The sequence below is a fragment of the Haloarcula sp. HT12 genome (genome assembly GCF_055271655.1).
Window position 1 is genome coordinate 13,812 of sequence record NZ_JBUXKW010000006.1, and the last position, 25,661, is coordinate 39,472.

A 25,661-nucleotide genomic window follows, 5' to 3' on the forward strand; every position below is an offset into this window, starting at 1 on the left:
TGGATATGTTCGGCAAAAAGCGAATGGAGATGGCGGCTTTTCACCGATACTTGGTCGCCGTTAGGAGTCAAAAATTGAGGCGACAAAGTGGTCAGTTTTTCAGAATCCGCCCGTCGCCGTCAGATAAGCCCCTGCGAACTGCACCGCGTTATACGTCCCGTGAATCACAGCTGGCACTGTGAGATTATCCGTATACTCGTACGCTGCTCCCAGTACTAAGGCTAGGACGAATGCGATACCGATGTACACCAGTTTGCCTTCCCCTGACAACGAGAAGAGATGGATCGATGCGAACAGAGCGCTTGCAAGGATAATTGCACGAGCCGGATGGAGACTTTCACGGAGGGTACCCTGGACGAGCCCCCGGAACAACAGTTCTTCTCCCGGACCGACCAATAGGAATTGGAGGGGGATGAGAAGAAGGAATACACTCGGATTTTGTCGCCCGACTTCGACGATCTGATTCTGAGCCGAGTTCAGACCGAGGGCTGTGATTACTGAGGACGCTACAAAGAGCAACCCTAAAATCGTTATACTCCCGCCAACAATCACCGCCCCATCACGCTTGCCGGGTAGACGAACTGGAACGAATCCAAATCCGAGATCACGGCCTTTGAGGTAGAGGACGGCGATGCCCCCAAACGTCACTCCTTGGAGGAAGAACGTACTCACAACCAGTCTGAGGGCTGGACGTGACGTGAGGTCGACTCCGAACAACCCGACGACCGTCGCGACGGCAAGGATTACGATAGCCCCCGCGACGTATGATCCATACGTGAGACCAATCGCCGAGGCGACAGACCGGAAACGAGATATCGACGACATTAATCAGATGTGAGCGTAGGGCTCCACCCTACAAGCTGGCTTCGATAGGTCGATTCCGGTGCTATTCATTCCAAGACATCCCATGATAGTGATTTTGTTCATAGCTGACGTTCAGGTTCGACGAGGTTTGATCCAGCGAGGACGGTAATCGTCACGAGCACGAACGCGATGAGTGAGAGATTCGGAATCGTGAGTCCGAGTACTGGTGCCTGCCACTGGACGACTGCACAGGGGCCAGCAAAGGTGCATGAGGCCGTTGTTGCTTGGAGTACGGAGTGATATCCCGCGATTGAAGCTCCCACCACGGATAGTGGCACGACTGTTCGCCAGATTGTGTTGTGGCTCTCGAGGGCGGCAACGCCGAGAACGACGACAAGCGGATACATGAGGATACGTTGGTACCAGCAGAGGGTACACGGAACGAGACCGAGGCCGAGACTGAACCAGAGGCTTCCGAGGGTCGCAACCGCCGCGACGCCTGCCCCGCCTGCAAGCCAGAATCGTCCTTCGGACAGCCATGACTCAGTTTGATCCAGCTGCATCATCGATCAACTGTTTTGTTCGCTCTTCGTTTCCGAGTGGATTGACCGTCGTGCCATTGATGAGGAGCGTGGGTGTGGCGTCGACACCGGCATCGCTCGCAGCCCTGTCAGTCGCCCGAAGCGCGTCGTCGTACTGATTTTCTTGGATCGCCGTGCGGATCGACGCTGTCTCGGAGACGCCTGCTGCCTGAGCAAACTCGACCAGCCTATCGGCGGTCGCCCACTGGTCGCTTTCGGGCGGCTGATTCTGGAACATGTATTCGTGAAACGGCCAGTACGAGGCTGGGTCGGTGTTCCAGACGGCTAATCCGGCCTGCCCGGCTGCCGGTGCATCGGGGCCCAAAAACGGGTCGCCACCGATATATGCGAGATTGCGGAACTCAAGCGCGATTGTTCCTGGTTTCACGTAGTCCGTCACGAGCTGTGAAAGCATCTCCGTACTGAACTTGGCGCAGTAGGGACACTTCCAGCTCCCGAAGTACGTAACCGTGACATCGGCCTCAGCGGATCCCATCGTCGCATAGCGGAAGTCTCCAGGCGAGTCGGGAATCGGGGCAGTGGTGACGGCACCCGCATCACCTCCAGCATTCGTGCCGTCATCCGGTTCAGTACTCGTATTGTTAGAGAGAGCGGTGGCGCCGATCACGAGACCGGCAGTGGCGGCACCACCACCGGCGAGGAGAAGTTGTCGGCGGGTCGCTCCTCCGACAGCAGCTCCAACACCTCCCTCGGAGAGCCGCTCTGAGAACGTGAGTGAATCAACGGCTGTCTCAGCCCGTTTGTAATCCACACGTGAGAGGTCGTCGGGGTGCGCGACGAGCCAGTGTCTATAGAGCTGCTCGTCAGTTTCGTCACCGAATTGTTCACCACAATAGTGGCATGCGCTGTGAGCGTTCCATGTGTGGTCGCGCGCTGCTCCCGCTGTTTCGAATTGATCTGTACAGATCGGGCAGGTATGGGCAGTCATTCGTGATCACTACTCCAAGTGTAGATTTCATAGGCTCCGTGTTCTGCTCTCATAGTGAGCTGAATCGTCGGTATCTGTGGCATTGTGTTATACGCAAGGGGTCATCAGCGGCGGAGATATGCGACGAGGCAGGTCGTCAGGAGACAGAGGAGAATAAGAATTGCCACGCCGAGATGGGTCGTCACGATGATCGGTTGGAGATCTTCTGTGACGGTCAATCCTCCGAGGATAACCTGTAATGGAAGGAGGACGAGAGCGGCCGTGGCCGACCATTTGATAATCGGGGTATTACGGTATGTCACCCACGCTCCAAGGGTCGTGGCGACGATTAGAACTCCGGCGGTCATCGCTAGCCCACGGTGAGCCCACTCCGCGAAGATTTGGAGTGCAGAGTATGGCGAGTTAGCAATGATATCGGATTGGAGGAAGGGAACCCACGTCCCGTAGCAGGTCGGCCAATCGGGACAGGAAAGTCCAGCACCGATTGCACTAGTGTAGGCTCCGAGAAGCATCACGATATACGTCACTAGTAGCGTGAAACCGGCAATATGCCTGTACCTGACCGGAGTCTTTGAAATCGTGGTTCGCAAGTAGTGCCAGCGAGCTCGGGATTGAGACATAATATTGGGTAGGGACTCCGATTCGCGGTGTGATGAGTTGATGACTTAGAGACAAAGTGTTAGGCCGGATTCCCAGTGAGTGGGACACCGCCTGCTATTCATTGAGGAGCCGTCTCATGATAGTGTTAAGAAGACCCACGGTTTGTAGGGAAAATCCCTATACGCCGATATTATGATGTCTCAAGAACATACCCAGCAACGGTCGATAGATGAACGAGACCGTGAGGTGAAGTCTGCTAACGACAACACCTGTCCCGAGTGTCAGGGCCGTGTTACCCGGAATGGCGATAGCGGTGAGGCGACCTGCGAAAGCTGTGGGTTGGTTTTTGAGGATAATCCAATCGACCACGGCCCGGAGTGGCGTGCATTCACGTCGAACGAACGCGATGAAAAGAGTCGGGTCGGTGCTCCGACGACGCAGCTGATGCACGATAAGGGTCTGAGTACGACTATCGGCTGGCAGGATAAGGACGCCTACGGACAGGCTGTCTCCGGTCGCAAACGTGCTCAATTACAGCGCCTCCGAACGTGGGACGAGCGGTTCCGAACGAAGGATGCCCACGAGCGGAATCTCAAGCAAGCGCTCGGAGAGATCAGCCGTATGGCGTCCGCCCTGGGACTTCCGGAATCGGTTCGGGAAACTGCAGGCGTCCTGTACCGGCGTGCTGTAGAGCAGAACCTGCTCCCCGGTCGCTCGATCGAAGGAATGTCGACGGCGTCGTTGTACGCGGCTGCCCGACAGCACGGAATGCCACGGCCGCTGACTGAGTTCGCCGACGTCAGCCGTGTCGAAAAAATCCGGATCCAGCGAGCGTACCGGTATCTGTCCCGAGAACTCGGGCTGGAGATCAAGCCGGAGGACCCCACGCAATATATCCCGCAATTTGCGTCATCGCTTGACGTGAGCGACGAAGCAGAACGGCGCTCTCGAGAACTGCTTGAGGTAGCTACAGATAATGCCGTCCACAGTGGGAAAAGTCCAGCCGGGTTGGCGGCTGCCGCGCTGTATGCTGCGACCCACCTCACGAACGAGCAGCTCACACAGGAGACGGTGAGTGAGGTCGCCCACGTGAGTCGAGTCACGATCCGGAATCGATACCAAGAGCTTCTCGAGGTGTACGCGCAGCATGACTGATCGGTCGGCCTTTGCGGGCGCAATACAGCTACGAATATACCAATGACACGTTATCTACTATGACCGAGTTCTCAATACAGACCGAGAACGAAGTATTGGAGGTGCTCGTTGACGAGTCACCTTGCCATGTGATGGAGATCACTAATATCGTCGATGGGCACCCGATCACTATCGATCAAGCGTGTGCTCATCTCCACAGTGAGGGCTGTATTGTTCCGCGCGGGAGGGGTCTCTACGAGATTACCGACGCCGGCGAACAACGACTCGAAACTCAGCCCGAATCATAACTCGTCATAACTGTGTCACTATGTTTGCCCTCATTGGATGGATCAGCCATCATCACTTCCCAGCCCGGATCCGCAATGAATACGGGGTGCCGATGGAGCCTCTCGTCCATAATCGGACTCCATTTCCCGACGAACACGTATTCTCGAATAATGGGAGATAATTCAGTGTCTTCCGAGGACCCTCCGGAGCTGCAGGATGTCCTCGATGCGCTGGCTGATCCCGCGTGTCGGACTATTCTCCGGGAAACTATCGAACCAATGACTGCGAACGAACTCCTCGACGCATGTGACATCCCCAAGTCGACGCTGTATCGAAAGTTAGAACTACTCAGTTCCGCTTCCCTCGTTCGAGAACAAGAGACGATCAACCCTGGAGGTGGACGGGTTACCTACTACGAACGGTCGTTCGAGGACGTCACGATCTCTATGGATGACACAGGTACGTTTTCAGTGAATGTCGATCGGCCGCCGCAATCTACCGACGAACGGCTTGCAGATATCTGGTCGATGATGGGGGACGAAGTATGAACGGCGTCATCACGGCGATTGCAGTCGTCAAGTTCGTAATCCTGCTTCTCGGTGGCGGGATTACCTACATTGCATTTAAAGCCTATCGACGTACGGGTGCGGACTCGCTCCGCGTCCTTGGTGTCGGGTTCGGTATCATCACACTCGGGGCAATCCTGACTGGCGTGGCCAACCAGTTCTTTTCTGTCGGATTGGCCCTCGGCGTGCTCATCAACAGCCTGTTCGTCGCCCTTGGCCTCGCGGTCATCATGTACTCGCTGTATATCCAGAAATAAACCCCGTTCCTGATCTCCGTCGGGGTAGCTATCTGATCCTTTTTCGCGTGGTCTCAGTGAGGTTCTCGTTCGTCTCGTCCAACATCTCGAACATTCGATTGGGTGCTGTGTGGGACATCGTTAGTGGGAGTGATTCGTAGTACCGACAGGGGCAGTATCGGGGTCGGTACGTCCGACAAGCTCGACGGTTGCGTGGTCGATTCCTCGATCCGTGAGATGGTCGTGGACCCGCGACTGGATCGTCCGTTGCTCCTCAAGTGTGGTCGCCGTATCTGTCAGCCGGACGGTTGCCACGGTGAGTTGACTACAGACTTGCCAGACGTGGAGATCCTCGATCTGGTCGACACCATCGAGTGTCGTCAATTCATCCCGGAGTTCTTCGGACGACACCGGGCTCCGTTCCAACAGAATTGAGGTGCTTTCCCGGAGGACGTTCCCAGCCGAGGCGAGCACCAGCAGCCCGATAAGTACGGCCGCCACAGGGTCTGCGATGGGGAGGTCGAACACTGCGACAGTGGCTGTCGAGACGATTACCGCAACAGAGCCACCGGCGTCACCGAGCAGGTGGTAGAACGCTCCGCGCTCGTTGAGACTCATCTCACCACCCTGTAACACGTACACGGAGCCGAGGTTCACCAGCAGGCCACCCGTAGCGATGATCAGCGTCAACTCTGGATTGATCGCCACTGGTTCAAGGAACCGCTGGTAGGCCTCCCAGACGATGTATCCGACCATTGGAAGGAGCAAGACTCCGTTCAGGAAGGCCGCAACCGGCTCCAGCCGGTGGAGACCGTACGACCACGCCTCGCCACCCTCGAACCGTTCAGCGGTGTAGCTCGCGCCGAACGCCATCGCGTATGCAAGCATATCGAACAGCATATGGAGTGCATCGCTGATGAGAGCGACTGACCCGAACAGGAGACCACCAGCCAATTCGACGACGAATCCAAGGAAATTGACGACCGCGACGAGTGCAAGCCGGCGCGTACTGCCACCTGTTGCAGACGCGGGTTCGTGTTCTGCCGTATCTTCTTGTGTATGCTCGTGGGGGCTCATACATTCACTTTGGAGGGAGAGCTATTTCGAATCTGAGGACTCTGGGTTTTCTTTAGTAGATTCCTTCGACCTATCTTCGGTCGCCAACGGCGAATCCTCCGCCGATGATTCAGTACCGTCCGAGGGTTCGGTCTCGCTATCGCCTTCTTCAGGTGCTGTGTCGGACTGTTCCGATTCCTCGGTGAGCGATGTATCCTGGGCGGAGGAGCCACTGAAGTCGAGCGGACGCAGCCAGATGAACCAAACGACAAATATGGTTGTGCCATAGCCGACGATCCACACGAGATCAGCTACGGCAGAGAGGTTCGCCTGTTCGAGAGTGTATACCAATAAACCGGGGCCGATGAGCCCAATGAGCACTACGAGGACGGCAAACTGCGGAGACGAGAGTCCGAACGGGTATTCTCGCTGGTCGGCCTCCATATGGGAATTTACAGTTTCCTCGTTCTCTGTCCCCATATTATCCCTCCAGAGCGATAGTTTCGGTGTCTGTCTCCGGCGTGATTCGAGAGAGTCGCATCGCATTCCCGGTGACGGCCGTCGTCATCCCGGCGTCGCCAGCGAGGACAGCGAGCCAGATAGGGACGTATCCGAACGGGACTGCCATTGCCAGCCCGGCTTTTACAGCGAGACTCGACCAGATGTTCTGCCGGATGACGCCGTTCGCATCGTTTGCGAGTTCGTAGAGGTACGGGAGCTTTGCGAGGTCATCGCCCATCAGAGCGATATCTGCAGTCTCCAGCGCCGTGTCGGTCCCGGCTGCTCCCATCGCCACGCCGACTGTGGCGGTGGCGAGCGCCGGCGCGTCGTTGATGCCGTCCCCGACCATCGCAACGCCGTCGTACTCGTCGACGAGCTCCTCGATCGCGGTCACCTTCTCTTCGGGGAGCAATTCGGCTTGGTACTCGTCGACGCCGACCTGTTCGGCGATCGCGCGTGCAGTCCGCTCGTTGTCACCCGTCAGCATCACCGTTCGGGAGACGCCGAGTTGCTTGAGTCGCGTGACCGTTCGCTTTGCCTCCGGGCGGATCTCGTCGGCGACTGCGATGACGCCCTCGAGCTCGTCTTCGGTTCCAACGAGGACGACAGTCTTCCCTTCAGCCTGGAGTTCGGGGACGGTCTCTTTGAGGAGGTCGAGACAGTTATTCCGGTCACACATCTGCCGGGCTGTCTGTGTCACGACGCCACCGTCGGTCGTCGCGTGAACGTGCGAAAGGTCGAACTCTAACTCCTCAAACAGACCCGGTTTGCCTGCGAAGTGAGGAGTCCCATCGAGATCGGCACGAACACCCTTTCCGGTGATGCTCTCGAAGTCATCGACCTCGCGCTCGGTGACCCCTGCGCTGCCGGCTTCGGCGACGATCGCCTCGCCGATGGGGTGTTCACTCCGTTGTTCGAGTCCCCGTGCACACCGGAGCACGTCCTCCTCCGAGTTCCCGTTCAACGGAACGACGTCGGTGACGGTGAGCTCACCTTTGGTGAGGGTCCCCGTCTTGTCGAAGGCGACGACGTCGACGGCCCCCATCGCTTCGAGGTGGTTGCCCCCTTTGATCAGGACGCCATTCTTTGCGGCACTCGTAATTCCCGACACGACGGACACGGGTGTCGAGATGACGAACGCACACGGGCAGGCTAGGACCAGTAACGTCAACCCGTAGACGACGGCCGTGGGCCAGGTCGTGCCGAGAACGTACGGGCTTCCCACTGTCGTCAAAATGGCGAAGGCAACGACGACTGGCGTGTAGTACGTTGAGAAGCGTTCGACGAATTGCTCGCGCTCGGTCTTGTTCGACTGGGCATCCTCGACCATCTCCACGATTCGCGAGAGCGTGTTATCACCGGCTTCAGAGGTAACTTCCACCTCGAGATAGCCCTCTTCGTTGATCGTGCCGGCGTACACCTCATCTCCCATCGTCTTGTCGACGGGTACGCTTTCGCCCGTGATAGGTGCCTGATTGACGGCGCTTTCACCGTCGACGACGGTTCCGTCCATCGGGATCTTCTCCCCCGGTTTGACGACGACCACGTCGCCGACAGCGACCTCATCGACAGGAACTGTCTCCGTGCTATCGTCCCGCTTGACAGTCGCCTCATCGGGTGAGAGGTCCATCAGCTCTCGTAGCGAGTTCCGGGCGCGATCCATCGAGTACCGCTCGAGCAGCTCGGCGATACTGAACAGGAACGCGAGGGTGGCCGCCTCGAAGTAGAGCGCCTCACCGAAGGCGAGGCTCGCAACGAGTGCTCCGAGGATAGCCACCGACATCAGGAAGTCGATATCGAGGTTCAGATTCCGAGCGGAGTAGTAGCCGTTGCGGAAGATCTCCTGACCACCGGAAGCGACGGCAACGAGGAACAGTACGTCGGCGACGAGCAGCTCCGTACCGAGAAGGCTTGCAAGCTGTACATTCTGCCCGGTCAGGAAGAACTCGAAGAGCAAGCCGAGAGCGACGAATCCACCGCTGATCCACGTCTTGAGTGCTCGTGGACTCGTCCAGATGCTCTCGCGTTCCTCAGTCGGTTCCTGCTGTCCTGATTCGTCGCTCGACGTGTCTGTAACCTCGTACCCGGCACGTTCGATAGCGCCGATGATATCGGCTTCTCCAGCCCTCGAAGAATCGTACGTGACGATGACGGTTCCGGTCGTCGGCTGGGTTTCGTATGTTGTAATTCCCTCGATCCTCTCCAGAGCGTTCTCGATTTTGCCAGCACACGACGGGCAATCCATTTCCGGAACCGTGAATTTCGAGGACACTTCGCCGGTGTCCTCCACGGTATACCCGGCCTTTTCAACCCGGTCAGATATCGCGTTGGCACTCGTTTGCTCGCCGTCGTACGAGACGGTCAACGTCCCTGTCGTCACTTGCGGGTCGACGCTACGGATTCCGTCCAGTTTTTCGACGCTGTTTTCGACCTTTCCTGCACAGGATGGGCAATCCATCTCCGGGACCGCGAACTGTGCAACGTCCCCTTGGTCTATGGGTGGAGAAACGTCGTCGACGCCCTGTTCTGCGTGTTGAGCGTGTTCGTGATCGCTGTGGTCGTGGTCATGCGTGTGACTATGCTCGTGGGACCCCTCTTCGTGTTCGTGGGTACGATCCGGTGGTTCACCACTCCTGTTGTGGGAATCGTCGTCAGGTGAGGTCATCACTCTACCCTAGCCACTACATATTTATTAAATCGGCTGCTATAAAACGCCCCTTTTATGCTAATACCTAATAAAAAACCCAGCCTATATTATTAACTCGGGCGTTGCCTCAGCTCAAACGCAGACCTAGGAACGGTTTGCTCGATACTCACCGTGTTTGATCTCGAGGAAGGGCGTAAGGACTCCAAACACAAGGAGGCCGACGCTCACCACCATGACTGTACTTGTGCTCATCGGACTCATCATCGTCCCACCAATTATGATGGCGAGCAGGACCACGAACGCGATTACCGTTTTCGTGTTATCGAATTCCATCGCTAGTTTGTTACTGAAACTCAATCAGATGTTGTTTCCGAGGTCTCCGCCGTCGACACCGTGGCGCGAATCTTCTTCCGGACGAAGCCAACCCAAAGAAGTGCGCCAACAAGACAGAGGGTGCCAGCGATTGCAATCGATTGACCACGGATCGTCGTCCCGGTCTGGTTCTGTGTGATCAGCAAGATACCGATGCCGACGAGGACGAATCCTTGAACACCTGTTGCTTTCGCTGGTCCAGCCATATACCCCGCCTCTGTGAGAATGCCAGCAACAGACCCTACGAACAACAAGAGTCCCGCCACAGATACGGGACGGAGGCCGAGAACGACACCGACCTCCGAGAGAGCAAATCCAATAGCGACAAAGAGTGGCCATGGACTCGCTCCCGTGAAGGTTGAGTCCGAGTCTGATGAATCGCTCATTATCTCGACTTGAGGACCGGGTTATAATAAATCGGCTGCTATTAATCCCCCAATTTTTAATAGAATATGCCAGTCTCACAGCAGTCAGTTAATACTCTCGCGGTATGGAGCACTCTCCTGAGCCGAGGGGGCGCTCTTCAAATATTGAACCAGAACGGTTTCAACGCTGACTGGCTTACGGCCGAGTAACAGACTTCGAGTTTATGTCATACGAAGGCACTACGATTCCACGGAGTGACGCACCCGCAGGTAAGTGTGATTACTGTGGGCATCCGTTTCCAACGACCGACCGGCTCGTTCTCCACAAAGGCTTAGAACATCCCCAACAGCTGGATGACGACGAGGAGGACGCATTCCTCTCTGCTCGAGAGGACGAAGAAGACGAGTTGCGTACATTACGTCTGAAAGCCCTTGGAGCCCTCGTGCTCCTGTACTTCGGTTTCTTGATGCTATATGCCATCGTTGCCTAACTCAGATACGAACACCGAGACAAGCGAAGAGGAACACACAGAGTCATATTCCAGGTCGAGGCTTCGTAATTGGGTCGTATCGAACACGAAGCTCAGACTCTTGATTCAGTTTGTAACCTGGGTCTCGATACTGACACTGTTTACTGAAACAGTCGCTGCCGGGAACGGAATGACGCTCTCGAAGCAGCCTCGGGATACCCTAGCCGTCCCTCGGTGGCTGTATCTTGCCACTGGCGGCGCCACGATCGGCGCCTCCGCCCTGCTTGCGAGCTTCGTCACCGACCGGGCGTTTATCCGTTATCTCCACAACTGGTCCCTCCCCGGTCCGGCGGTAGACGACTGGTGGACACCGCTTCGATGGGGCGGACGGAGTCTTGGAGTTGTCGTCCTTGGACTGGCAGTATATCTCGGGCTGACCGGACCGCAGCTCCCGACGGCAAGCTTCACCATCCTCGTCACCTTCGTCGTCGTTCGAGCGGGCCTGCCGATGCTTACGTATCTCGGAGGGAACGTCTGGCCAGCACTGAACCCTTGGCGAGGGATCGCTTCACTACTGCCGACCGGATACCGGATCTACCCGGAAAAGTTAGCGCGGTGGCCGGCTGTCGGTGGCCTACTCCTCCTCGTCTGGGTCGAGGTTGTGTTCCCTGTCAGTACGATTCCAAGAGTACTTTCGATAGCGATTTTCGGTTACAGCGCGCTCACCGTCGCGGGCGCTGTCCTCTTCGGGCCCGACGCGTGGTTCGAGAACGGCGATCCGTTGTCTGTTCTGTTCCGGTTCTTTGGGGCCGTCGCCCCCGTCCAACGACGGGATCAAACGCTTTCCGTAAAACTCCCCGGTAGCGACCTAACGGACTCTGATTTGATCACTGATACGTCCGATGTCGCGTTTGTCATCGCGCTCATTTGGGAGCTCACGTACAGCGGGTTTATCACGACACAGACGGGCGCAGCGACTATCGAGACACTCGTCAACCTCACCAATATTGGCGTCGGAGCTGTACAGATCCGCGCGATTCTCGTCTACACACTGCTGTTCGTCGGTGGCTACGTTGTTTTCTTCATCGCGTACTGGTATGCGGGCATTCGCTCTCGTCGGCGGACTGGGACATACATCACCGCACAGCGAATCGCCTTTCGATTTGCACCCTCGTTATTGGCCATCGCAGCGGGATACCACCTCGCTCACTACACCGGGTTGGCCGTGTCTCTCAGTCCGGCTCTGGGGATGGCGATTGCATCCCCACTCTCGCCACCGGCTAATCCATTGACGCTGTCTCCACCTGGATGGTTCGATGGGTTGAGTATCGCGTTCGTACTCATCGGGCATCTTCTCGCAATTTGGGCAGCGCACGCGACCGCCTACGAACTCTTCTCGAGCCGACTCGTCGCAATCCGAAGCCAATACCCGTTCATCGCCGTGATGATTGGCTACACCGTCATTAGCCTCTGGATTCTCTCTCTGCCAGGTGCGACGCCCCCATATCTCCCCTAACTGTGTATTGATTTTGAGAAAAATAATCGATGACGCCCAAAATACGCGATCTGACCACGAGAGGAGTCACTCGACAGTGAACTCTATTGGGTCCATATCGATAAACGCGGTTTCGTAGCCATCGTGACGTGCCAGTTGTGGTGGCGTCTCAACGGTGATTCTGACCGTGTCGCCCGACCTAAGTTCATCAAGCGCCATCCCATAGATGCTCCCGATATTCGGGTCAAGGGTCGCTTGAAGTGGTCCTTGGGCGATTGTGTCCCCGCCTCGATTGATTGTTGCTGACAACGCCATCCGCGGGAGCATCACGCGGTTGTACGGCGTTCGTGGGGAAACGAACAGGTAGGGACCCACTGCATCGCTAAACCGATGGTCACCCTCGACGAGAGTCACGGGCATCGTCGCATCACCAGACTGTCCCTCGTGGAGTAGTCGACCTGGAAGCTCAGATGTTGGTGGGACCACCGGTTCAGGAACCATCTCCATGTCCATGAGATCGACCGTCCCCCGGGTGCCCGCCTTCTCGCCCAGTCGACGGATTTCCAAGTTGTACGTTTCACTCGTATCGAACGTGAACTGCATCGTCGCTGACTGTCCCTGTGTAAATCGGTCTTTGAGCGGGTCAGTACGGGCCGTATGCAGCGGGCCGACCTGAAGCGTCACATCATACTGGCCTTCCCCTGGAAGGGCAATATTGTCGCCGTAGTGGAATCCCATATTTGGCGAAATCATCGGCCAGAGGTTGGTAGAAGACACCTGGCTGCCGCTGTTGCTGATTTCGACAGAGATGTCGACCGGGAGAATCGTCTCCGTCTCGGTGTCCCAGACACTCGCCATCAGATGCACCGAATCATCTGATCCAACGACGACTTTCGTCTTGCGTGATCCGGTGAGGTTCCAGAAGCGGTGCGGGAAGGAATGCATCAGCGCAAATCCAATGTCGCCGGCCGTCGTCGTTCCGTACATCCCCATCCCTTCGATGATAGCGGGATAGTAGACGGCTTCAGGCCGATCCTCCACAAGCGGTGGATCACGCCACGCAGATTGCGTCTCGAATCCGAGCCGCCCCAGGCAACCAGACAGCAGCAGGCCACCTGAGAGTGCGGCCCCCTGTTTGAGAAACGTTCGTCGATTCATTGTCTCATCTGAGGTGCTGTGTTTGGTTGGTTCATATTGATTCGACTCCGCTGTCGTCAACCGGAGGTATCTGTAACTGCCAGCCTCGGATTCCCGGTGAACCCTTACACCAAGCGAACGACGAATCCGGTGAGTACCAGTAGCGAGACAACGCCGAGTAACGCCGCCAGTAGGAGGTGCTTCTCTTCCATGGGTTTGGCTTTGATTGGAATTCTAAAGACACCTTTGGAACTACAACGTCACCTGCACGTCCGGCATATCAACGAAGGCTGTCTCGTATCCTTCATGGCGAGCCGTTTGTGGGGGCGAATCGACCGTGATCGTCAGCTCATCTCCCGTCTGTACGTCTGCGACCATCGTCCCGTAGTGATAGCGGAGATCTGGATCGATGGTTGCCTGCAGAATTTCGTCGAACACCGACGTACCGTCGCGTTGCAGTGTTGCCGACAGTGACATCATCGGCAGCATCGTTCGGTTGTAGGGCGTGCGTGGAGAAACAGCGAGATACTTCTGCTCCTCGTCACCACCGAAACGTGATGCATCATCGAGGACCGTAACCACGAACTTCGCGTCCCCACTCGTCCCCGATCCACGAACGTCCCCGGGGAGCGCGTCCGGTGTCGGCACTTGCGAGTTCGATAACATCTCCATGTCCATCAGGGCGACAGCACCCTTCGTGCCTTCCCTGTCGTCGGGGATGTCCGTGTACGAGATCTCGTTAAGCGTCGATTCGCTGAACTCGAAGTCGAATGTGAACGATGCGTTCCCCTGATTCTCGGCCAACGATCCCGTCCGTCGTGTTGACGGCCCGCCAATGCTGACCTCGATAGTGTATGTGCCGTCGCCCTGGAGTTGTGCGTTATCGCCGAAGTGAAAGCCCATCGGCTGGGAGAGCATCGGCCACGGCGCGAACTGGTCGACTGATTCACCGTCCTGCGTGATTGTGAGTTGCGGGTTGACGTCGGGTGGGATAATTCCCGTCTGTGTCTCCCAAACGACCGGCATGAGATGGATCGAATCCTCCGGTTGAATCTCGACCTTCGTGATCCCGTTTGGCTTCATCAACCAGAAGCGGTGCGCATACGAGTACGTGAGTGCACACTTGTACCCGCCCTGTTCCTTCATCCCGGGCATTTTCATACCCTCATAGTGAGTCGGATAGTAGACGGCGTCCGGGCGGTTCTCGGGAAGCGGTGGTGCCTGCGCTGATCGCGTCTCGAACAGGCTGGTACACCCCGCAAGTACAACGAGTGAACTGCCCCCGACCATCCGAAGCACGTCACGACGATTCATGCGTCACCTTCTGGGCGTTTTCGACCGGTCGCGCAGGCGGCAGCGAACGCAACGACCGTGGGGGGACAAGGAAATTACCGCGACGTTCCGTACGGATGTACTGCAGGATGCCGTTGTTGTTTCGCTGACCGACGGCCGACTGCTCGGTGACATCAGTGCCGTTCATCGCTTCTCTTGTCTCGACGAAATCGGTGATCTGTCGCTGGAGCGCTAAAAAGTGAAGACTAGCGGTTCCATCGTCGGTAGAATCGAAGTCGCGCCGAAGGATGAGAGGCGAGTCATCGTCATCGCGAGCACGGGCGGATTTCTGGGAGTGGCCGACGACGCCCATCTCGCGGGCCGTTTCATCCGTCGGCTGACAGTCGTCGACTTTGCTGCTGGTACCGAGATTGTCTCCAGCGCCCTCGATTACGTCGTTCTCGGCGTGGTACGGACAGAACATTTTCGCCTCACGCTGCCAGCGATCGTCCTGATTGTACCACTGATTGAGATTGAGCTGGATCTTGGAGATGTGCTGGGTCGTTCCACCGGCGAACGGTCCCGACCGGATCGTAACGCGGTCTTCACTGGCCTGGTTCTTTTTGAACCCCGACTTGAATCCCATAAACAGCGGCGCGTCTTCGGGGACCTTATCGGCCGGAACACCCTCCGCATCGTTTGCATTCTTCGCCGGGAGTCCATCCCCGATAAATCCCGTTCGCCGGTCGGCGATTGAGAAGACATCGGTCAGCGTAGCATCAGGCTGATCAACACCGTTGAGCGTCGATTTGTTTCCTTTGAGGGCTTCTTCGGCACCGAGCACCACCTGTGCTGTGTTACTCGCGAGATGGACGACTGCATCGGGCGTATCGAACTCGGGATCCTCGAATGGCGCAAGTGCTTCCGGATCAGGGAGGTCAACGTCTTCGGGAAGCGATTCGTCGAATCGGTCGAAGTATGCTGGGGAATAACTCACCGTGAGCAATAACCCGCCCCCGCTTCGCTCGTAGGCGTGTTCGATCCCACGGAGAGCTGTTTCAACTTGGTCACGGTCGTCTTCGTTCGGGGGCCCGTCTCGTCGGTAATTCAAATAGAGGAGCACACGATGGCTCGGAGCGATGACGTTCCCATGGTCGTCCCGTGGGAGGACCTCATTCCAAGCGTGTTGACGTTGTGAATACGACGAGAGATCATCCGGGCCCGTCGGGACATCGACCTCTTCACGGCCTAGACAGGCACTAAATGCCGCTGCTCCTCCGATAGCGACGGCCGACTTGAGGAATTCTCTGCGAGGAATCCCTCGCTCGTCAGTCATTACCCGGTAGTTAGGAAGTCAATTGAAAAGCGGTTCTGGTAGAGTTCTCGAATCCCCGCTCAAGGTCGATAGCGGACTATCTAGTGATGAGCTTCTTTACCAAGTCCCTCCCGATAAATCGGGGGGTCCGTTCGCGGTATTGCTCATATTCCTGGCCATACTGCTCTCGTAGCCACGGTTCTTCGGCAAACGGGAACAGTGCGTACACGAGGATGGTCAAGATGCCGTGTACAGCCAGTTTTCGGGAGTTCACTGCGATGATCGCGCCGACGATGAACGTAATGAATCCTACACTCTGTGGGTTGCGCGTGTACTGGTAAATACCGTCCGTCCGAAGCTCCCCTTCTCTTCCACTGCTTTCCATCCAGCCAAGTTCGAAGAGTGCTGAGAGGGCAAATCCCATCCCGAGTGCGGCGATACCGCTCCCTGCGAGTTTGCTCCATCGTTCGGTGACAATGAATGAGTCCCGATCGAGCGCGGCAAGCACGGGAAATCCAGCGAACACCACGGAGAGCGCTGACCAATTGAACCACCACCGCCAGGAGCTGTCGCCGATGGGCCACACTCGACGGTCGGGATGAACCGCGCTGATGATGTACCCTAGAATCAGTGTAACATCCGCGGCGACAGTCGCCAGGAGCGCACGATCTGAGAACGAGGACATACGTGTATGTCGTGATAGTGAAGGACAAAAAAGTGAGACAATCGTGGTTCGCACCTGGAGCCTCCTCCCTCTGAAGAGGTTTGGAACCACCGACCACTCTCTACAATTCTAACATCCGGGGTAACTCGAATCGACGTTGTCAGGTAACTGCGTTTCAAATTCAGCCCACATGGCGGGATTTGTCCCACTCCATAGCGAGTTTACCGGTGCGCAGTCCCTTCCGTTGCTCGCGGTGATCACCGCCGCGGCTGCGGGTACAGCGGTACTTCTGGGACTTGCGATCGGCGCGTTCGTTCAGCGCCAATCCCGTCCATATCTGTTAATCGTCGCTGCGCTGGCTGCCCTTCTTGGACGCTCTGCGGTTGCAGGGATCACCATCGTAGGTGTGTTCTCACAAGCCGAGCATCACCTCCTCGAACACGGACTTGATGTCATTCTTGTCGCGCTCGTCATCGCTGCGGTCTATCACTCCCGAACCATTTCGAACGAGACCAAATTCGATACATGACACACCAACGTGACCGGATTCACGAGTATATTGCCACCCACCCTGGAGAACACTTCAACGCACTCACGCGGAGACTTGACCTCGCACCGGGACAGGTACAGTACCATCTCAGGGAACTCCAGAACCAAGGGAGGGTGGTCGAACTGCCTCTCTATGGTAGGACCCACTATTACACACCTGAATATGATGCGTGGGAGCGGGGAGCAATCGCTGTCCTTCGCCGGGAAACAGCACGCGACATTTTATTCTATGTTCTCGAACAGGGGCCATCCAGACCGAACGCTGTCACAGAGTCCCTCGGGATTGCTCGGGGGACCCTCGAGTGGCATTTGAATCATTTGACGGAGCAGAACCTCATCGAGAAACACCGAGATGCCAATAATCACGTGACGCTGGTCGCAGCCGAGCCGACTGAGACCGCTCGTCTCCTCGAAGAGATTACACCCTCGCTGTCCGATCGGATGATCGACCGGTTCACCCGCCTCGTCGATAGTCTACTGGCGGACGGGTCCTAACGAGTTTGCGGATGTGTTGCGTCGGAACGAGAACTTGCTTGTTCGATTACTTCACTCGAACAGTCCCGGTCATTCCAGAACTCTCGTGGGGGATACAAAAGTACCCGTACGTGCCTGGTTCCTCGAACGTGTGCTTGTAGTCCTCGCCCGGGGCGATGAGCCCTTCGGTGACCCGGTTCCTCGCAGCCCGCTCTGATTCGAAGCCACCACTTGCGAAGTACGCGGCCTCGTCTGGAAGCTCGTCTTCATACGCTGTGACTGTGTGGTCGATGTCGCTCTCGTTCGTCCACGTTACCGTCTCCCCTGTTTCGATCGTCGTAGTCTCCGGCTCAAACGTGAGGTCGTCGGGCATCGTGACGGTCTGGATTGACGATGGCTGTCCGCTCAAACATCCCGCGGTGCCGACAGTAGCCAGGGTGGCACTGCTAAGTCGCAACACCGCCCGTCGATCGTAGAATTCGAGTGACATTGTAACAGAAATGGGTGGTACCTATTAGAGCGCCACGAAGAGGTCGGTCAGGTACATAACGCCGAGACCGAGCAGGAACGCAAGCAGATTCGTGGCGCTGGCCACGCGACCGCCTGCATCCCGAACCATTCGCGCAATCTCCCAGTTGACCTGCAGGATTGCACCCACCCCGATTGCGAGGAAGAACGCACCGATCGTCGGCGAGTAGGCGAGACTGCCAATCCAACCACCGAGGATGACGGGTGCGCCGGCGATGACGCCGAGCGCGATGAAGTGCTTGAGCGACGGGCGTTCTCCCCGGGCGACCGGCGCAACGACAGCCGGGCCTTCCGTCACGTTGTGGAGCATGAATCCGATTACGAGGAATGCGCCGAGTGACACACGCCCGAGTGCAAACGAACTTCCGATCGCCAGCCCCTCTGCGAGGTTGTGCAGGCCGATTCCGACTGCGACCAGATAGGCGATCCAGAGACCGCTACTCGCCCGACTATCGCCAGCGGCGACACGCCCCTCACGCCACGCGCTAATCGCCTGGACGAGGAGGAGTGCGCCGAAGATCCCGAAGACGACAAGGAGGTTGCCCTCGTATGCGCCGGGAACCCGCTCGGCGAGTTCGAATGCTTCGAACCCGGCGTCGAACGCCAAGAATCCCAGGACACCGGCCGCGAATATGAGCACGGCATGCAGCCAGCGATCGCTCATCGTCTTGATGTAGGGGAACCACAGCATCCCTAATGCGACCGGGATCACGCCGACGAACAGCCCGATGACTGCAAGCGTCCCAAGCAGACTGAGGCTAAATCCAGGTGACTGACTCGGAGCGACGATCGTATTATGGAACGTCGCTCCGTCAGAGAGGACAAGAGCGACTTCGAGATCCCACCCTGGATTCCAGTGATAGGGGATCACGATCTGTGCGCTTTCCATCGGGGCTAGTGTTCGGTCACCACCTGCCCCTTCGACACGGAAATCCCAGTAGGCTTCATCGACCAGGACCTGGGATATCGTCACGGATTCGGGCCCATTGTTCGTCACGTGCAACACGACCGTTTCGTCGCTTGGAAGCGTCGTGTGCGTGACCGTCACGTCGGGAAGCGGTTCACCACTCTGGACGCCGGCGAGCGGTGACGTGAACGCGAACACGCCCAAGACGAGCACAAGCAACACGATCGGGAGTACCGCGCTAACCCATCGCGGAAGCCCGAGTGGTCGTGTGATTTCGTTCTCGGCTGTTACACCACCGTCCGTCGTCGTGTCTTGTGTCTTGTCCGCCATGTTAAACCACCTCGAAGAAGCTCATCCAGCCGAGTTCAGCGAACTCCGACTGATGGGCGTGGAACATATACAGCCCCGGCTCATGGTCAGAGTAGTCGATCTCAATGATACCCCGCTGGGCTTGACACTGCATGATAGTGTCCACAGTCTTGTTCGTCGGCGTCAGCGTCGTCCCGTGGTCGTAGTAGTCGAAGAACTGCGAGTGCGTGTGGAACGAATTGATAAGGTCGAACTCTGTCGCATTGGAGAGGTACACGCGCTGGCGTTCGTTTTTGTCGATCTGGATGGGGCGTTTCGTCTCGCCCGCCGTCCAGTTGCCGTTGCCGTCAGTCTCGCCGACGCCGTACGCGAACGCCCGCGTGTTCGCCGCGTAGACCTCATTGCCACCGTCGAAGTTGGTATCGAACGAGTTCATCACCATAACCATCTCGTTGACGGCGTCGTTTTCGGCGTACTCGTGGTTCCGGCTCTTCGCCTCCTCGACGAGTTGCGCTCGAAAGTCGTCGGTAATCGGGCCCGGGTAGTTGACGTAATCGCGTGGATTTTCCCTGACACGTTCGGGATCCGGATCGACGATGATCGTCCCGTAGAGCCCACGATGGATGTGCTCTTTCAGCGGTAGCGAGTGGCAGTGATAGAAGTGCGTACCAGCGGGTTGGGCGAGCCATTCATAGGTAAAGGATTCACCCGTATCAAGGACGCCCGGCCCGTTCTGGGGGATCCCATCCATTCGCGGGTTGAGGTTCTTCAGGTGCGGATGAATCGTGTGCGCGTGCCGCCCCAGGTTGGTGAATTTGACGCGGATCAGGTCGCCTTCAACGGCGCGGATCGTCGGACCCGGCACCTGGCCGTTGTACGCCCACGCCTGGAACTCGACGCCCGGCGCGATTGCTATCGTGGTGTCGACGGCAGTGAACTCGAACTCCCGCACGGTCCGGCCATCCTCCTCGTAGACCTGCTGGGGAACGTTATCCTGGCCGCTGTCCCCGGTATTGAACGCGGTGAGGAACTCGTGGGGGTCGAAATCCAAATCCCGGTATTCGCCAACCGCACCGAAGTTACCGTGTTCATCCTCATCGTCGTGATCGGAGGCGGCACTTGCCCGAGAACTCCCGAGTCCGACGGCTGCACTCCCGGCGACACCGAGACCGCCGAGTACCGTGCGGCGACTGACGCTCGTCTCACCAGTGAGTGAGTCGACCAGTCGCTCTTCGAGCTGTTTTGTGATGTCTGCTGCACTCTCGTAATCTATCGATGGCATAATCTCCTCCGCTGGCCGGATCTTCGGATACCCATATGCGCTAGTTGAGACACCCAATATATAAATTAGACCCATCTAAACTTTGAGTGAGTCTAAACTAATCAGGGGTGGTGGGGGCTTTCGAGCTACTTAGTTAGTACTCTTAGCCAGAGATTGGGTAGAAATAGAATGTGCAACTTCTTCGGGTAGTGCAACCAGGTCGTCTCCACTACCAGGGTCAAGTGTGACCATTCCAAATGAAGTTGTCTCGACAATGGTCACGACAATTCCGGGGTGAATCCCGTGCTCGGATAAGTACCGAAGTAGATCTGGATCTTTGTCCGGTACCCGTTCGATTCGAACGCTTTCGCCCATTTGGTGATCAGCAAGTGTGTCACCAGGTTTTGCTTCCGAAACGTCCAGATCCGCCGTAGGAATCGGGTCACCATGCGGATCAATCGCTGGATCACCTAGTTGCTCTGCAATGCGGTCGGCGAACTGGCTACTGATATGATGTTCGAGACGATCTGCTTCGTCGTGTACCTCTGCCCAATCATACTCAAGGTGGTCCGTCAGATACCGTTCTAAGAGCCGGTGGTGGCGAATGATTTCGAGAGCGACAGGAATTCCAGTATCGGTGAGTTCGACCCCCTGATAGGGTTCGTAATGTACGAACCCACGCTCTGACAGCTTTTTCATCATACTGGTAACCGTCGGTTGCTCTACATCCATATACTCAGCGAGAGGTGAGGTTCGTACCCGGTCGTCCGTTTCGTTCTGGAGATAATAGACCGCTTTGAGATAGTCCTCCATGATCGTACTCAGCATTGGAGAGAGATTAGACGTGGCTAAATTTATAATTTGCTATAGCCGAGTTTCCTACATATCGCGTTGGAGAGCGTCTTTCCGCTGTTCCTACTCTTTGCCTTGGAAATGATACGCAGGTACGAGAAGACCACCGTTGGATAGTTGACCTGCCGTCTGCAATCCGGGCTGGGGTGCCAGACAAATCAAGCGCCCTTCTTAAACTCGCAACGATATCAGCGATCAGACATGAGTGATCTGCCCCCTTACGGCGGAATCCAGCTCGTGTGGTCGCGGAGCGTTGTCTCGGGAGTCTCCATTGTCGCGCCGCACTTGGGGCAGTAATCTTCGATCGCATCCTCGTCGTAGAGGTAGTGATCGCACTCGGGAGGGCTGGCCTGGAAATACACGTCGTCCCAGTCGAGATCAGGCTCTCGACCGTAGAGACAGAATGTACTGTGTCCTGAGCGTCCTCGATGGTTCGTTACTAACCGAACGGGGCAGTACATACACTCACGGAGTTCAATTAACGGCTGGTCGGAATGGTTCGTCCAGAGCGTTTCTCGCCGCCCCCATTCATGAAACCCCTTCGGCCCCCGACAGCGCTCTATCTCAGGCCGTGTCGCAAGCAGCTTCTCCACCTGCGCGAAATGGTACTGGCTTCCTGCCCACTTCCAGAACGGGTCCCGGTCGTATTCTCGTACAATCGCATTCTTGAGCGCTTTCAGGGGAAAGTCGGGGCCGTACTCCTCGCTCTCGGTATAGGTGTAACTGCCGTCGGGTTCGTGAAGCCGGCGTAGCTCGCAACCCTGGCCAGCGCAGATATCGTACGTGATCAGGTCATCCTGCCCGCGGGGGTGGGCATAGGACGGCACCCGCTCCCACGCGTGCTCGCCGTTGTACAGGAGCGCTTGACAGTTCGTAAATCGGCTAGCTTTGCTCGTGCGTTGGGCGTATCCAGAACCGTCGTCTTGCTCAAATTCGGTACCGATCGTGTCGTAGTCAAACATATCGAGAAGGACTGTTGCCGCGCGTATCCAGACGACCGAGTACCCAGCGGCCAAGTAGTCATGCGTCACCTGATGGACGTCCTTGTCCTCGTGGCTGTGCTGTACCTCAACGGCGAGGCCTTCCCCGAAGTAAGGGTTCCAATCGTCAAAGGCCGCGAGTGCGTCGGCCCGGCGTTCGGTCACAGGTGTCGGCACCTCGGACAGGTCGACGTCTACCTCTGTCTCGATGCGGGCGTTTTCTCCGAATTGCTGGTGCAGAGCGACCTCGACACGGGCGACTGCGCGTTCGTGTGTCTCTGACTCGCCGCCATTCGAGCAGCGCTGGCCGGCGTCGTCTGATACGTGGTAGAAGTGTCGAGACTTGCCCGGCGCCGATCGCGGGTACATCGTCCCACCGCATACCGGACAGGTGACGGCTTCTCCATCGTCGATAATGGCGGGGACGACCGGGCGACCGTCACGACGACCGCGGAAGGGCATATCGGCAAAGAACATCTCGGTAAGCAAATAATCTCTCCCAGCTGTAGGTCAGTGCAAGACGGAACTGGTTAGAGCGGGTCCTCAATTCCGCAGGAGATACACTTCATGCATCCGTCCTCACGTTCCCAAATGTGGTCGCAGTACTGGGGGTCTGTGGTCGTCATCTCAGAGAAGTCCTCGAACGGATCATTTGAGATGATCTCCTCTCCGTTGTGCTTTTTGAGACGGGCCCCACACCGGCACCGATAGCGGTTCTCTCCTCGCGGTTCCCAGACGTGTTGATGGTCTTCTTTCTTCTCCTCCTTTTCTCGCTGTTCAAACGCTGCTTGAGCAGCTCTGTCAGCAAGATCTGAGCTCGTCTTGATGGTCGACTCATCAAAGATATAGGCATCAACAGCTCTCTCTTTCCAGCGCTCAAGCCGACAGTGTTTACAGAAATCCCGGTCGTGGAGGTCACTCCCTCCGTATTTCCAGGTATGATCACAGTCCGGATTCGGGTCGGAGAATGTTAGGGAATCAGCGTTCACGAACCGCTCGAGATACTCCTCAGGTGGATCTACCTCTGGAGGGTCTGCCCACGAAGCTGCGAAGGCGGCCTCAGCCCGTTTGTCGAATGCGACGACCATCTCCTCAATACAGAATCGGTCGTTCGTAAAATCCTCAGGGCTGGCCCAGTAGACGCTATATCCGGCCGAGAGATAGTCGTGCGTGACCGCGTTGAGGTCTTTGTCTTCGTTTGCGTATTGTACCTCAACGATCAATCCACGCCCAAGGTAGTCGTTTGTGTCATCAGCGGGAAATTCGACGAGGGCATCTGCCCGGCGGGAATTAGCAAGCGTCGGCGTATTGGGGGACGTCGACGGTGACCTCGGGTCCGCAACGGACGTATTGGTCAAACCGCTGCCGCAACGCCGAGACTGCGAGGGATTTCATCTTTCGGTGGGGATCCGACTCTCCTCCGGAGCAACTGACCGTCAAGGTCTTCGAGCCCGCAGTGACGTGGTAGAAATGGCGGGCACGGCCATCATCAAATGGGCCCCGTGGTCGCATCGTTCCGCCACAGGCTGGGCACACGACGTCAGTACCATCCTCTACCTCTTCAGGAAGGACTGTCTCTCCCTCCTCGTCTGTAGAAGACTGTGCGAAAAATAGCATCTAGGTCGGCGTAGTGACCTCTTCTGTAGACTCGATATATTCGTCTTCCCACTCTCGACGTGCCTCAATTTCGCGGGAGCCTCGTTGCGTTAGCGAGTACAGATTGGTCCGCTTGTCGAGTTCGCCTTTCTTGAGGAGCCCTTTCTCGACGAGGTCGTCGAGATTCGGATAGAGCCGGCCGTGGTTGATCTCCTGTTCGTAGTAGTCGTCGAGTTCGGCCTTTACTGCGAGCCCGTGCGGTTCCTCGAGCCCGGCGATCACGTACAAGATGTCCCGCTGGAACCCAGTTAGATCGTGCATCCGTCCGTTCCCTATTTTTGAGGGGTGGCATATGTTCTCTCTGGTGCGCAAAGGCCATTATTCGATACGACGAGGTGAGAACCCGGCGTGAGAACTTCGAACCTTTATATGGTGGACAAGAGAAGTCCGCGATGGAATGTCTGACCTAATCGTCAAAGCAGCCGTGAAGGATGCACTCTCGGACCACAACGTCTCGGCAGATTTCTACGACGCTCTCAACGAAGAGGTCGCCGAACTGCTCGACGATGCCGCAGAGCGTGCCGAGGCCAACGACCGGAAGACGGTCCAGCCGCGCGACCTGTAGGCCTGCGTAACGCAGCCAACCCTGTCACTCGAACGTAGCTTTTTGAGGTTCCTGTTCAGAAGTTAGGAAACGGAGATGGCGGACGCACCGGATACCGAACGGCAGGCGGTCGAACCCGATGCGAGAGAGGTCCTTAGCGTGTCCCAGCTGAACGATCGGATTGCGTCGGTCGTCCAGGACACGCCTGCCCTCAACGGCGTCCGCTGTATCGGGGAGGTCACTGACCTCCACAAGAACAGTACGGCGCTCTACTTCACGCTCACCGACGGCGACGCCGAGCTCCCCTGTATGATCTGGGCGAACCGTTACCGGGAGATGGACGCCGACTTCGAGGACGGGACCGAAGTCATCCTTGAGGGCGATATCGACTACTGGGTCGAAGGTGGGAAGATCGACCTCAAACCGTGGGAGGTGATCGTCGTCGGCGACGGCGACCAGGCGGCCGCCGTCGAGCGACTGCGAAGCGAACTCGAAGAGCGTGGCTGGTTCGAGGACGAACAGAAACAGCAACCGCCGGCGTTCCCGGAGCGGGTCGGCGTCGTCACGTCCCTTCGAGGAGACGCCCGGTACGACATCCAGAACGCGATTCACGGACAGGACCCCACCGTCGACATCCTGGTGAAAGACGCAACCGTCCAGGGGTCGAACGCGCCGACGTCCATCGCGAACGGAATTCACCATCTCGACCGCTCGGAGGACGTCGACGCCATCATCGTCGGCCGCGGCGGTGGGAGTGATTCGAACCTCCAAGCCTTCAACACCGAACGGGTCGCGGAGGCGATCTTCACCGCCAATACCCCGGTGGTCACCGCGATTGGACACACCGATGACCGGCTCATCGCAGATCAGGTGGCAGACGTCGCGACGATCACGCCGACAGCCGCCGGCGAGTATATCGTAAACTCTCGCCAAGAGTTCCTTGGGAGTAAGATCGAGCCGCTGGAGCAACAGCTCGACGCCGCGTACGAGACCTTCCAGCAGGAACACGAACACGAACAGGAGCTCGCTGAAGCAGTCGATGAAGCGACCGCACCCGAGGGCCTCCCACCGATTTACTACAAGGTCGCCATCGCTGTGCTGCTATTGCTGTTGTTGGTCATCACCGGGCTTTGGCTGGGGGTGATCTAA

Annotated in this window: 28 protein-coding genes; 8 read left to right on the top strand and 20 right to left on the bottom strand. The window is 57.3% G+C overall.

Annotated elements, in window-relative coordinates; translation table 11 throughout:
- Positions 1–99: 99 nt before the first annotated feature.
- The 4 genes from ACY9XZ_RS19495 to ACY9XZ_RS19510 form a co-directional block, all read right to left on the bottom strand.
- Positions 100–825 carry a lysostaphin resistance A-like protein gene (locus tag ACY9XZ_RS19495; RefSeq protein WP_463458661.1) on the bottom strand — a complete coding sequence of 242 codons (726 nt, stop codon included), beginning with the start codon at positions 823–825 and terminating at the stop codon, positions 100–102.
- Positions 826–923: 98 nt separating this feature from the next.
- Positions 924–1,367, bottom strand: coding sequence for a disulfide bond formation protein B (locus ACY9XZ_RS19500; protein ID WP_233340892.1), 444 nt, complete (start codon positions 1,365–1,367; stop codon positions 924–926).
- Complete coding sequence (locus ACY9XZ_RS19505) at positions 1,348–2,157, bottom strand: DsbA family protein (protein ID WP_463458662.1); 810 nt, start codon at positions 2,155–2,157, stop codon at positions 1,348–1,350. The genes ACY9XZ_RS19500 and ACY9XZ_RS19505 overlap by 20 nt, the downstream gene beginning before the upstream one ends.
- Before the next feature lie 281 nt (positions 2,158–2,438).
- On the bottom strand, positions 2,439–2,954 hold the full coding sequence (locus tag ACY9XZ_RS19510) for a COX15/CtaA family protein (RefSeq protein WP_463458663.1): 516 nt from the start codon (positions 2,952–2,954) through the stop codon (positions 2,439–2,441).
- A 172-nt stretch (positions 2,955–3,126) separates the two neighbouring features.
- On the opposite strand from ACY9XZ_RS19510, the gene ACY9XZ_RS19515 reads away from it, so the two are divergent.
- The 3 genes from ACY9XZ_RS19515 (at position 3,127) to ACY9XZ_RS19525 (ending at position 5,179) form a co-directional block, all read left to right on the top strand.
- On the top strand, positions 3,127–4,089 hold the full coding sequence (locus ACY9XZ_RS19515; RefSeq protein WP_233340791.1) for a transcription initiation factor IIB: 963 nt from the start codon (positions 3,127–3,129) through the stop codon (positions 4,087–4,089).
- A 437-nt stretch (positions 4,090–4,526) separates the two neighbouring features.
- Complete coding sequence (locus tag ACY9XZ_RS19520) at positions 4,527–4,904, top strand: helix-turn-helix domain-containing protein (protein ID WP_463458664.1); 378 nt, start codon at positions 4,527–4,529, stop codon at positions 4,902–4,904.
- On the top strand, positions 4,901–5,179 hold the full coding sequence (locus ACY9XZ_RS19525; RefSeq protein WP_004594563.1) for a DUF7521 family protein: 279 nt from the start codon (positions 4,901–4,903) through the stop codon (positions 5,177–5,179). Before ACY9XZ_RS19520 ends, ACY9XZ_RS19525 begins: the two co-directional genes overlap by 4 nt.
- A gap of 120 nt (positions 5,180–5,299) precedes the next feature.
- Here ACY9XZ_RS19525 and ACY9XZ_RS19530 read toward each other — a convergent pair whose 3' ends face one another.
- The 5 genes from ACY9XZ_RS19530 to ACY9XZ_RS19550 form a co-directional block, all read right to left on the bottom strand.
- Entirely contained in the window at positions 5,300–6,235 is a 936-nt protein-coding gene (locus ACY9XZ_RS19530; protein WP_463458665.1) for a cation diffusion facilitator family transporter, read from the bottom strand.
- A gap of 21 nt (positions 6,236–6,256) precedes the next feature.
- Entirely contained in the window at positions 6,257–6,694 is a 438-nt protein-coding gene (locus ACY9XZ_RS19535) for a hypothetical protein (protein WP_463458666.1), read from the bottom strand.
- Between the two features lies 1 nt (position 6,695).
- Positions 6,696–9,380, bottom strand: a complete 2,685-nt coding sequence (locus ACY9XZ_RS19540) for a heavy metal translocating P-type ATPase (protein WP_463458667.1) — start codon at positions 9,378–9,380, stop codon at positions 6,696–6,698.
- Between the two features lie 126 nt (positions 9,381–9,506).
- The gene (locus ACY9XZ_RS19545; RefSeq protein ID WP_233340800.1) at positions 9,507–9,695 is read right to left on the bottom strand and encodes a DUF7333 family protein; all 189 of its coding nucleotides are present in this window, start codon (positions 9,693–9,695) and stop codon (positions 9,507–9,509) included.
- Positions 9,696–9,715: 20 nt separating this feature from the next.
- The gene (locus ACY9XZ_RS19550) at positions 9,716–10,120 is read right to left on the bottom strand and encodes a DUF7541 family protein (RefSeq protein WP_345778286.1); all 405 of its coding nucleotides are present in this window, start codon (positions 10,118–10,120) and stop codon (positions 9,716–9,718) included.
- A gap of 639 nt (positions 10,121–10,759) precedes the next feature.
- On the opposite strand from ACY9XZ_RS19550, the gene ACY9XZ_RS19555 reads away from it, so the two are divergent.
- The gene (locus tag ACY9XZ_RS19555; RefSeq protein ID WP_463458668.1) at positions 10,760–12,085 is read left to right on the top strand and encodes a hypothetical protein; all 1,326 of its coding nucleotides are present in this window, start codon (positions 10,760–10,762) and stop codon (positions 12,083–12,085) included.
- A 66-nt stretch (positions 12,086–12,151) separates the two neighbouring features.
- Here the strand turns inward: ACY9XZ_RS19555 and ACY9XZ_RS19560 are convergent, their stop codons facing one another.
- From ACY9XZ_RS19560 to ACY9XZ_RS19575, 4 genes are all read right to left on the bottom strand, one after another.
- Positions 12,152–13,222 (bottom strand): iron transporter, encoded by a 1,071-nt coding sequence (locus ACY9XZ_RS19560; RefSeq protein ID WP_463458669.1) that lies wholly within the window; start codon positions 13,220–13,222, stop codon positions 12,152–12,154.
- Between the two features lie 231 nt (positions 13,223–13,453).
- Positions 13,454–14,515: an iron transporter gene (locus ACY9XZ_RS19565; protein WP_463458670.1), complete on the bottom strand. Its 1,062-nt coding sequence runs from the start codon at positions 14,513–14,515 to the stop codon at positions 13,454–13,456.
- A complete protein-coding gene (locus ACY9XZ_RS19570) occupies positions 14,502–15,809 on the bottom strand; it encodes a DUF7405 family protein (protein ID WP_463458671.1) in 1,308 nt (435 codons plus the stop codon). The genes ACY9XZ_RS19565 and ACY9XZ_RS19570 overlap by 14 nt, the downstream gene beginning before the upstream one ends.
- Positions 15,810–15,885: 76 nt before the next feature.
- The gene (locus ACY9XZ_RS19575; protein WP_463458672.1) at positions 15,886–16,473 is read right to left on the bottom strand and encodes a methyltransferase family protein; all 588 of its coding nucleotides are present in this window, start codon (positions 16,471–16,473) and stop codon (positions 15,886–15,888) included.
- A gap of 169 nt (positions 16,474–16,642) precedes the next feature.
- Between ACY9XZ_RS19575 and ACY9XZ_RS19580 the strand changes: the two genes are divergently transcribed.
- Together ACY9XZ_RS19580 and ACY9XZ_RS19585 are read left to right on the top strand one after the other, a co-directional pair.
- Positions 16,643–16,981 (top strand): DUF7471 family protein, encoded by a 339-nt coding sequence (locus tag ACY9XZ_RS19580; protein ID WP_463458673.1) that lies wholly within the window; start codon positions 16,643–16,645, stop codon positions 16,979–16,981.
- Positions 16,978–17,496, top strand: coding sequence for a winged helix-turn-helix transcriptional regulator (locus ACY9XZ_RS19585; RefSeq protein ID WP_233340818.1), 519 nt, complete (start codon positions 16,978–16,980; stop codon positions 17,494–17,496). The genes ACY9XZ_RS19580 and ACY9XZ_RS19585 overlap by 4 nt, the downstream gene beginning before the upstream one ends.
- 46 nt (positions 17,497–17,542) lie before the next feature.
- Here ACY9XZ_RS19585 and ACY9XZ_RS19590 read toward each other — a convergent pair whose 3' ends face one another.
- The 7 genes from ACY9XZ_RS19590 to ACY9XZ_RS19620 form a co-directional block, all read right to left on the bottom strand.
- The gene (locus ACY9XZ_RS19590; protein ID WP_233340820.1) at positions 17,543–17,965 is read right to left on the bottom strand and encodes a cupredoxin domain-containing protein; all 423 of its coding nucleotides are present in this window, start codon (positions 17,963–17,965) and stop codon (positions 17,543–17,545) included.
- A 24-nt stretch (positions 17,966–17,989) separates the two neighbouring features.
- On the bottom strand, positions 17,990–19,240 hold the full coding sequence (locus ACY9XZ_RS19595) for a ZIP family metal transporter (protein WP_463458674.1): 1,251 nt from the start codon (positions 19,238–19,240) through the stop codon (positions 17,990–17,992).
- Between the two features lies 1 nt (position 19,241).
- On the bottom strand, positions 19,242–20,501 hold the full coding sequence (locus ACY9XZ_RS19600) for a multicopper oxidase domain-containing protein (protein ID WP_233340824.1): 1,260 nt from the start codon (positions 20,499–20,501) through the stop codon (positions 19,242–19,244).
- 129 nt (positions 20,502–20,630) lie between these two features.
- Complete coding sequence (locus tag ACY9XZ_RS19605) at positions 20,631–21,308, bottom strand: metal-dependent transcriptional regulator (protein ID WP_463458675.1); 678 nt, start codon at positions 21,306–21,308, stop codon at positions 20,631–20,633.
- A gap of 242 nt (positions 21,309–21,550) precedes the next feature.
- On the bottom strand, positions 21,551–22,774 hold the full coding sequence (locus ACY9XZ_RS19610) for a competence protein CoiA (protein ID WP_463458676.1): 1,224 nt from the start codon (positions 22,772–22,774) through the stop codon (positions 21,551–21,553).
- 68 nt (positions 22,775–22,842) lie between these two features.
- Positions 22,843–23,670, bottom strand: coding sequence for a hypothetical protein (locus ACY9XZ_RS19615; RefSeq protein ID WP_463458677.1), 828 nt, complete (start codon positions 23,668–23,670; stop codon positions 22,843–22,845).
- Between the two features lie 259 nt (positions 23,671–23,929).
- Complete coding sequence (locus ACY9XZ_RS19620; protein ID WP_463458678.1) at positions 23,930–24,229, bottom strand: helix-turn-helix transcriptional regulator; 300 nt, start codon at positions 24,227–24,229, stop codon at positions 23,930–23,932.
- Between the two features lie 136 nt (positions 24,230–24,365).
- On the opposite strand from ACY9XZ_RS19620, the gene ACY9XZ_RS19625 reads away from it, so the two are divergent.
- Together ACY9XZ_RS19625 and xseA are read left to right on the top strand one after the other, a co-directional pair.
- Positions 24,366–24,533: a DNA-binding protein gene (locus ACY9XZ_RS19625; RefSeq protein WP_004048632.1), complete on the top strand. Its 168-nt coding sequence runs from the start codon at positions 24,366–24,368 to the stop codon at positions 24,531–24,533.
- A 75-nt stretch (positions 24,534–24,608) separates the two neighbouring features.
- On the top strand, positions 24,609–25,661 hold the full coding sequence (xseA, locus tag ACY9XZ_RS19630) for an exodeoxyribonuclease VII large subunit (protein WP_463458679.1): 1,053 nt from the start codon (positions 24,609–24,611) through the stop codon (positions 25,659–25,661).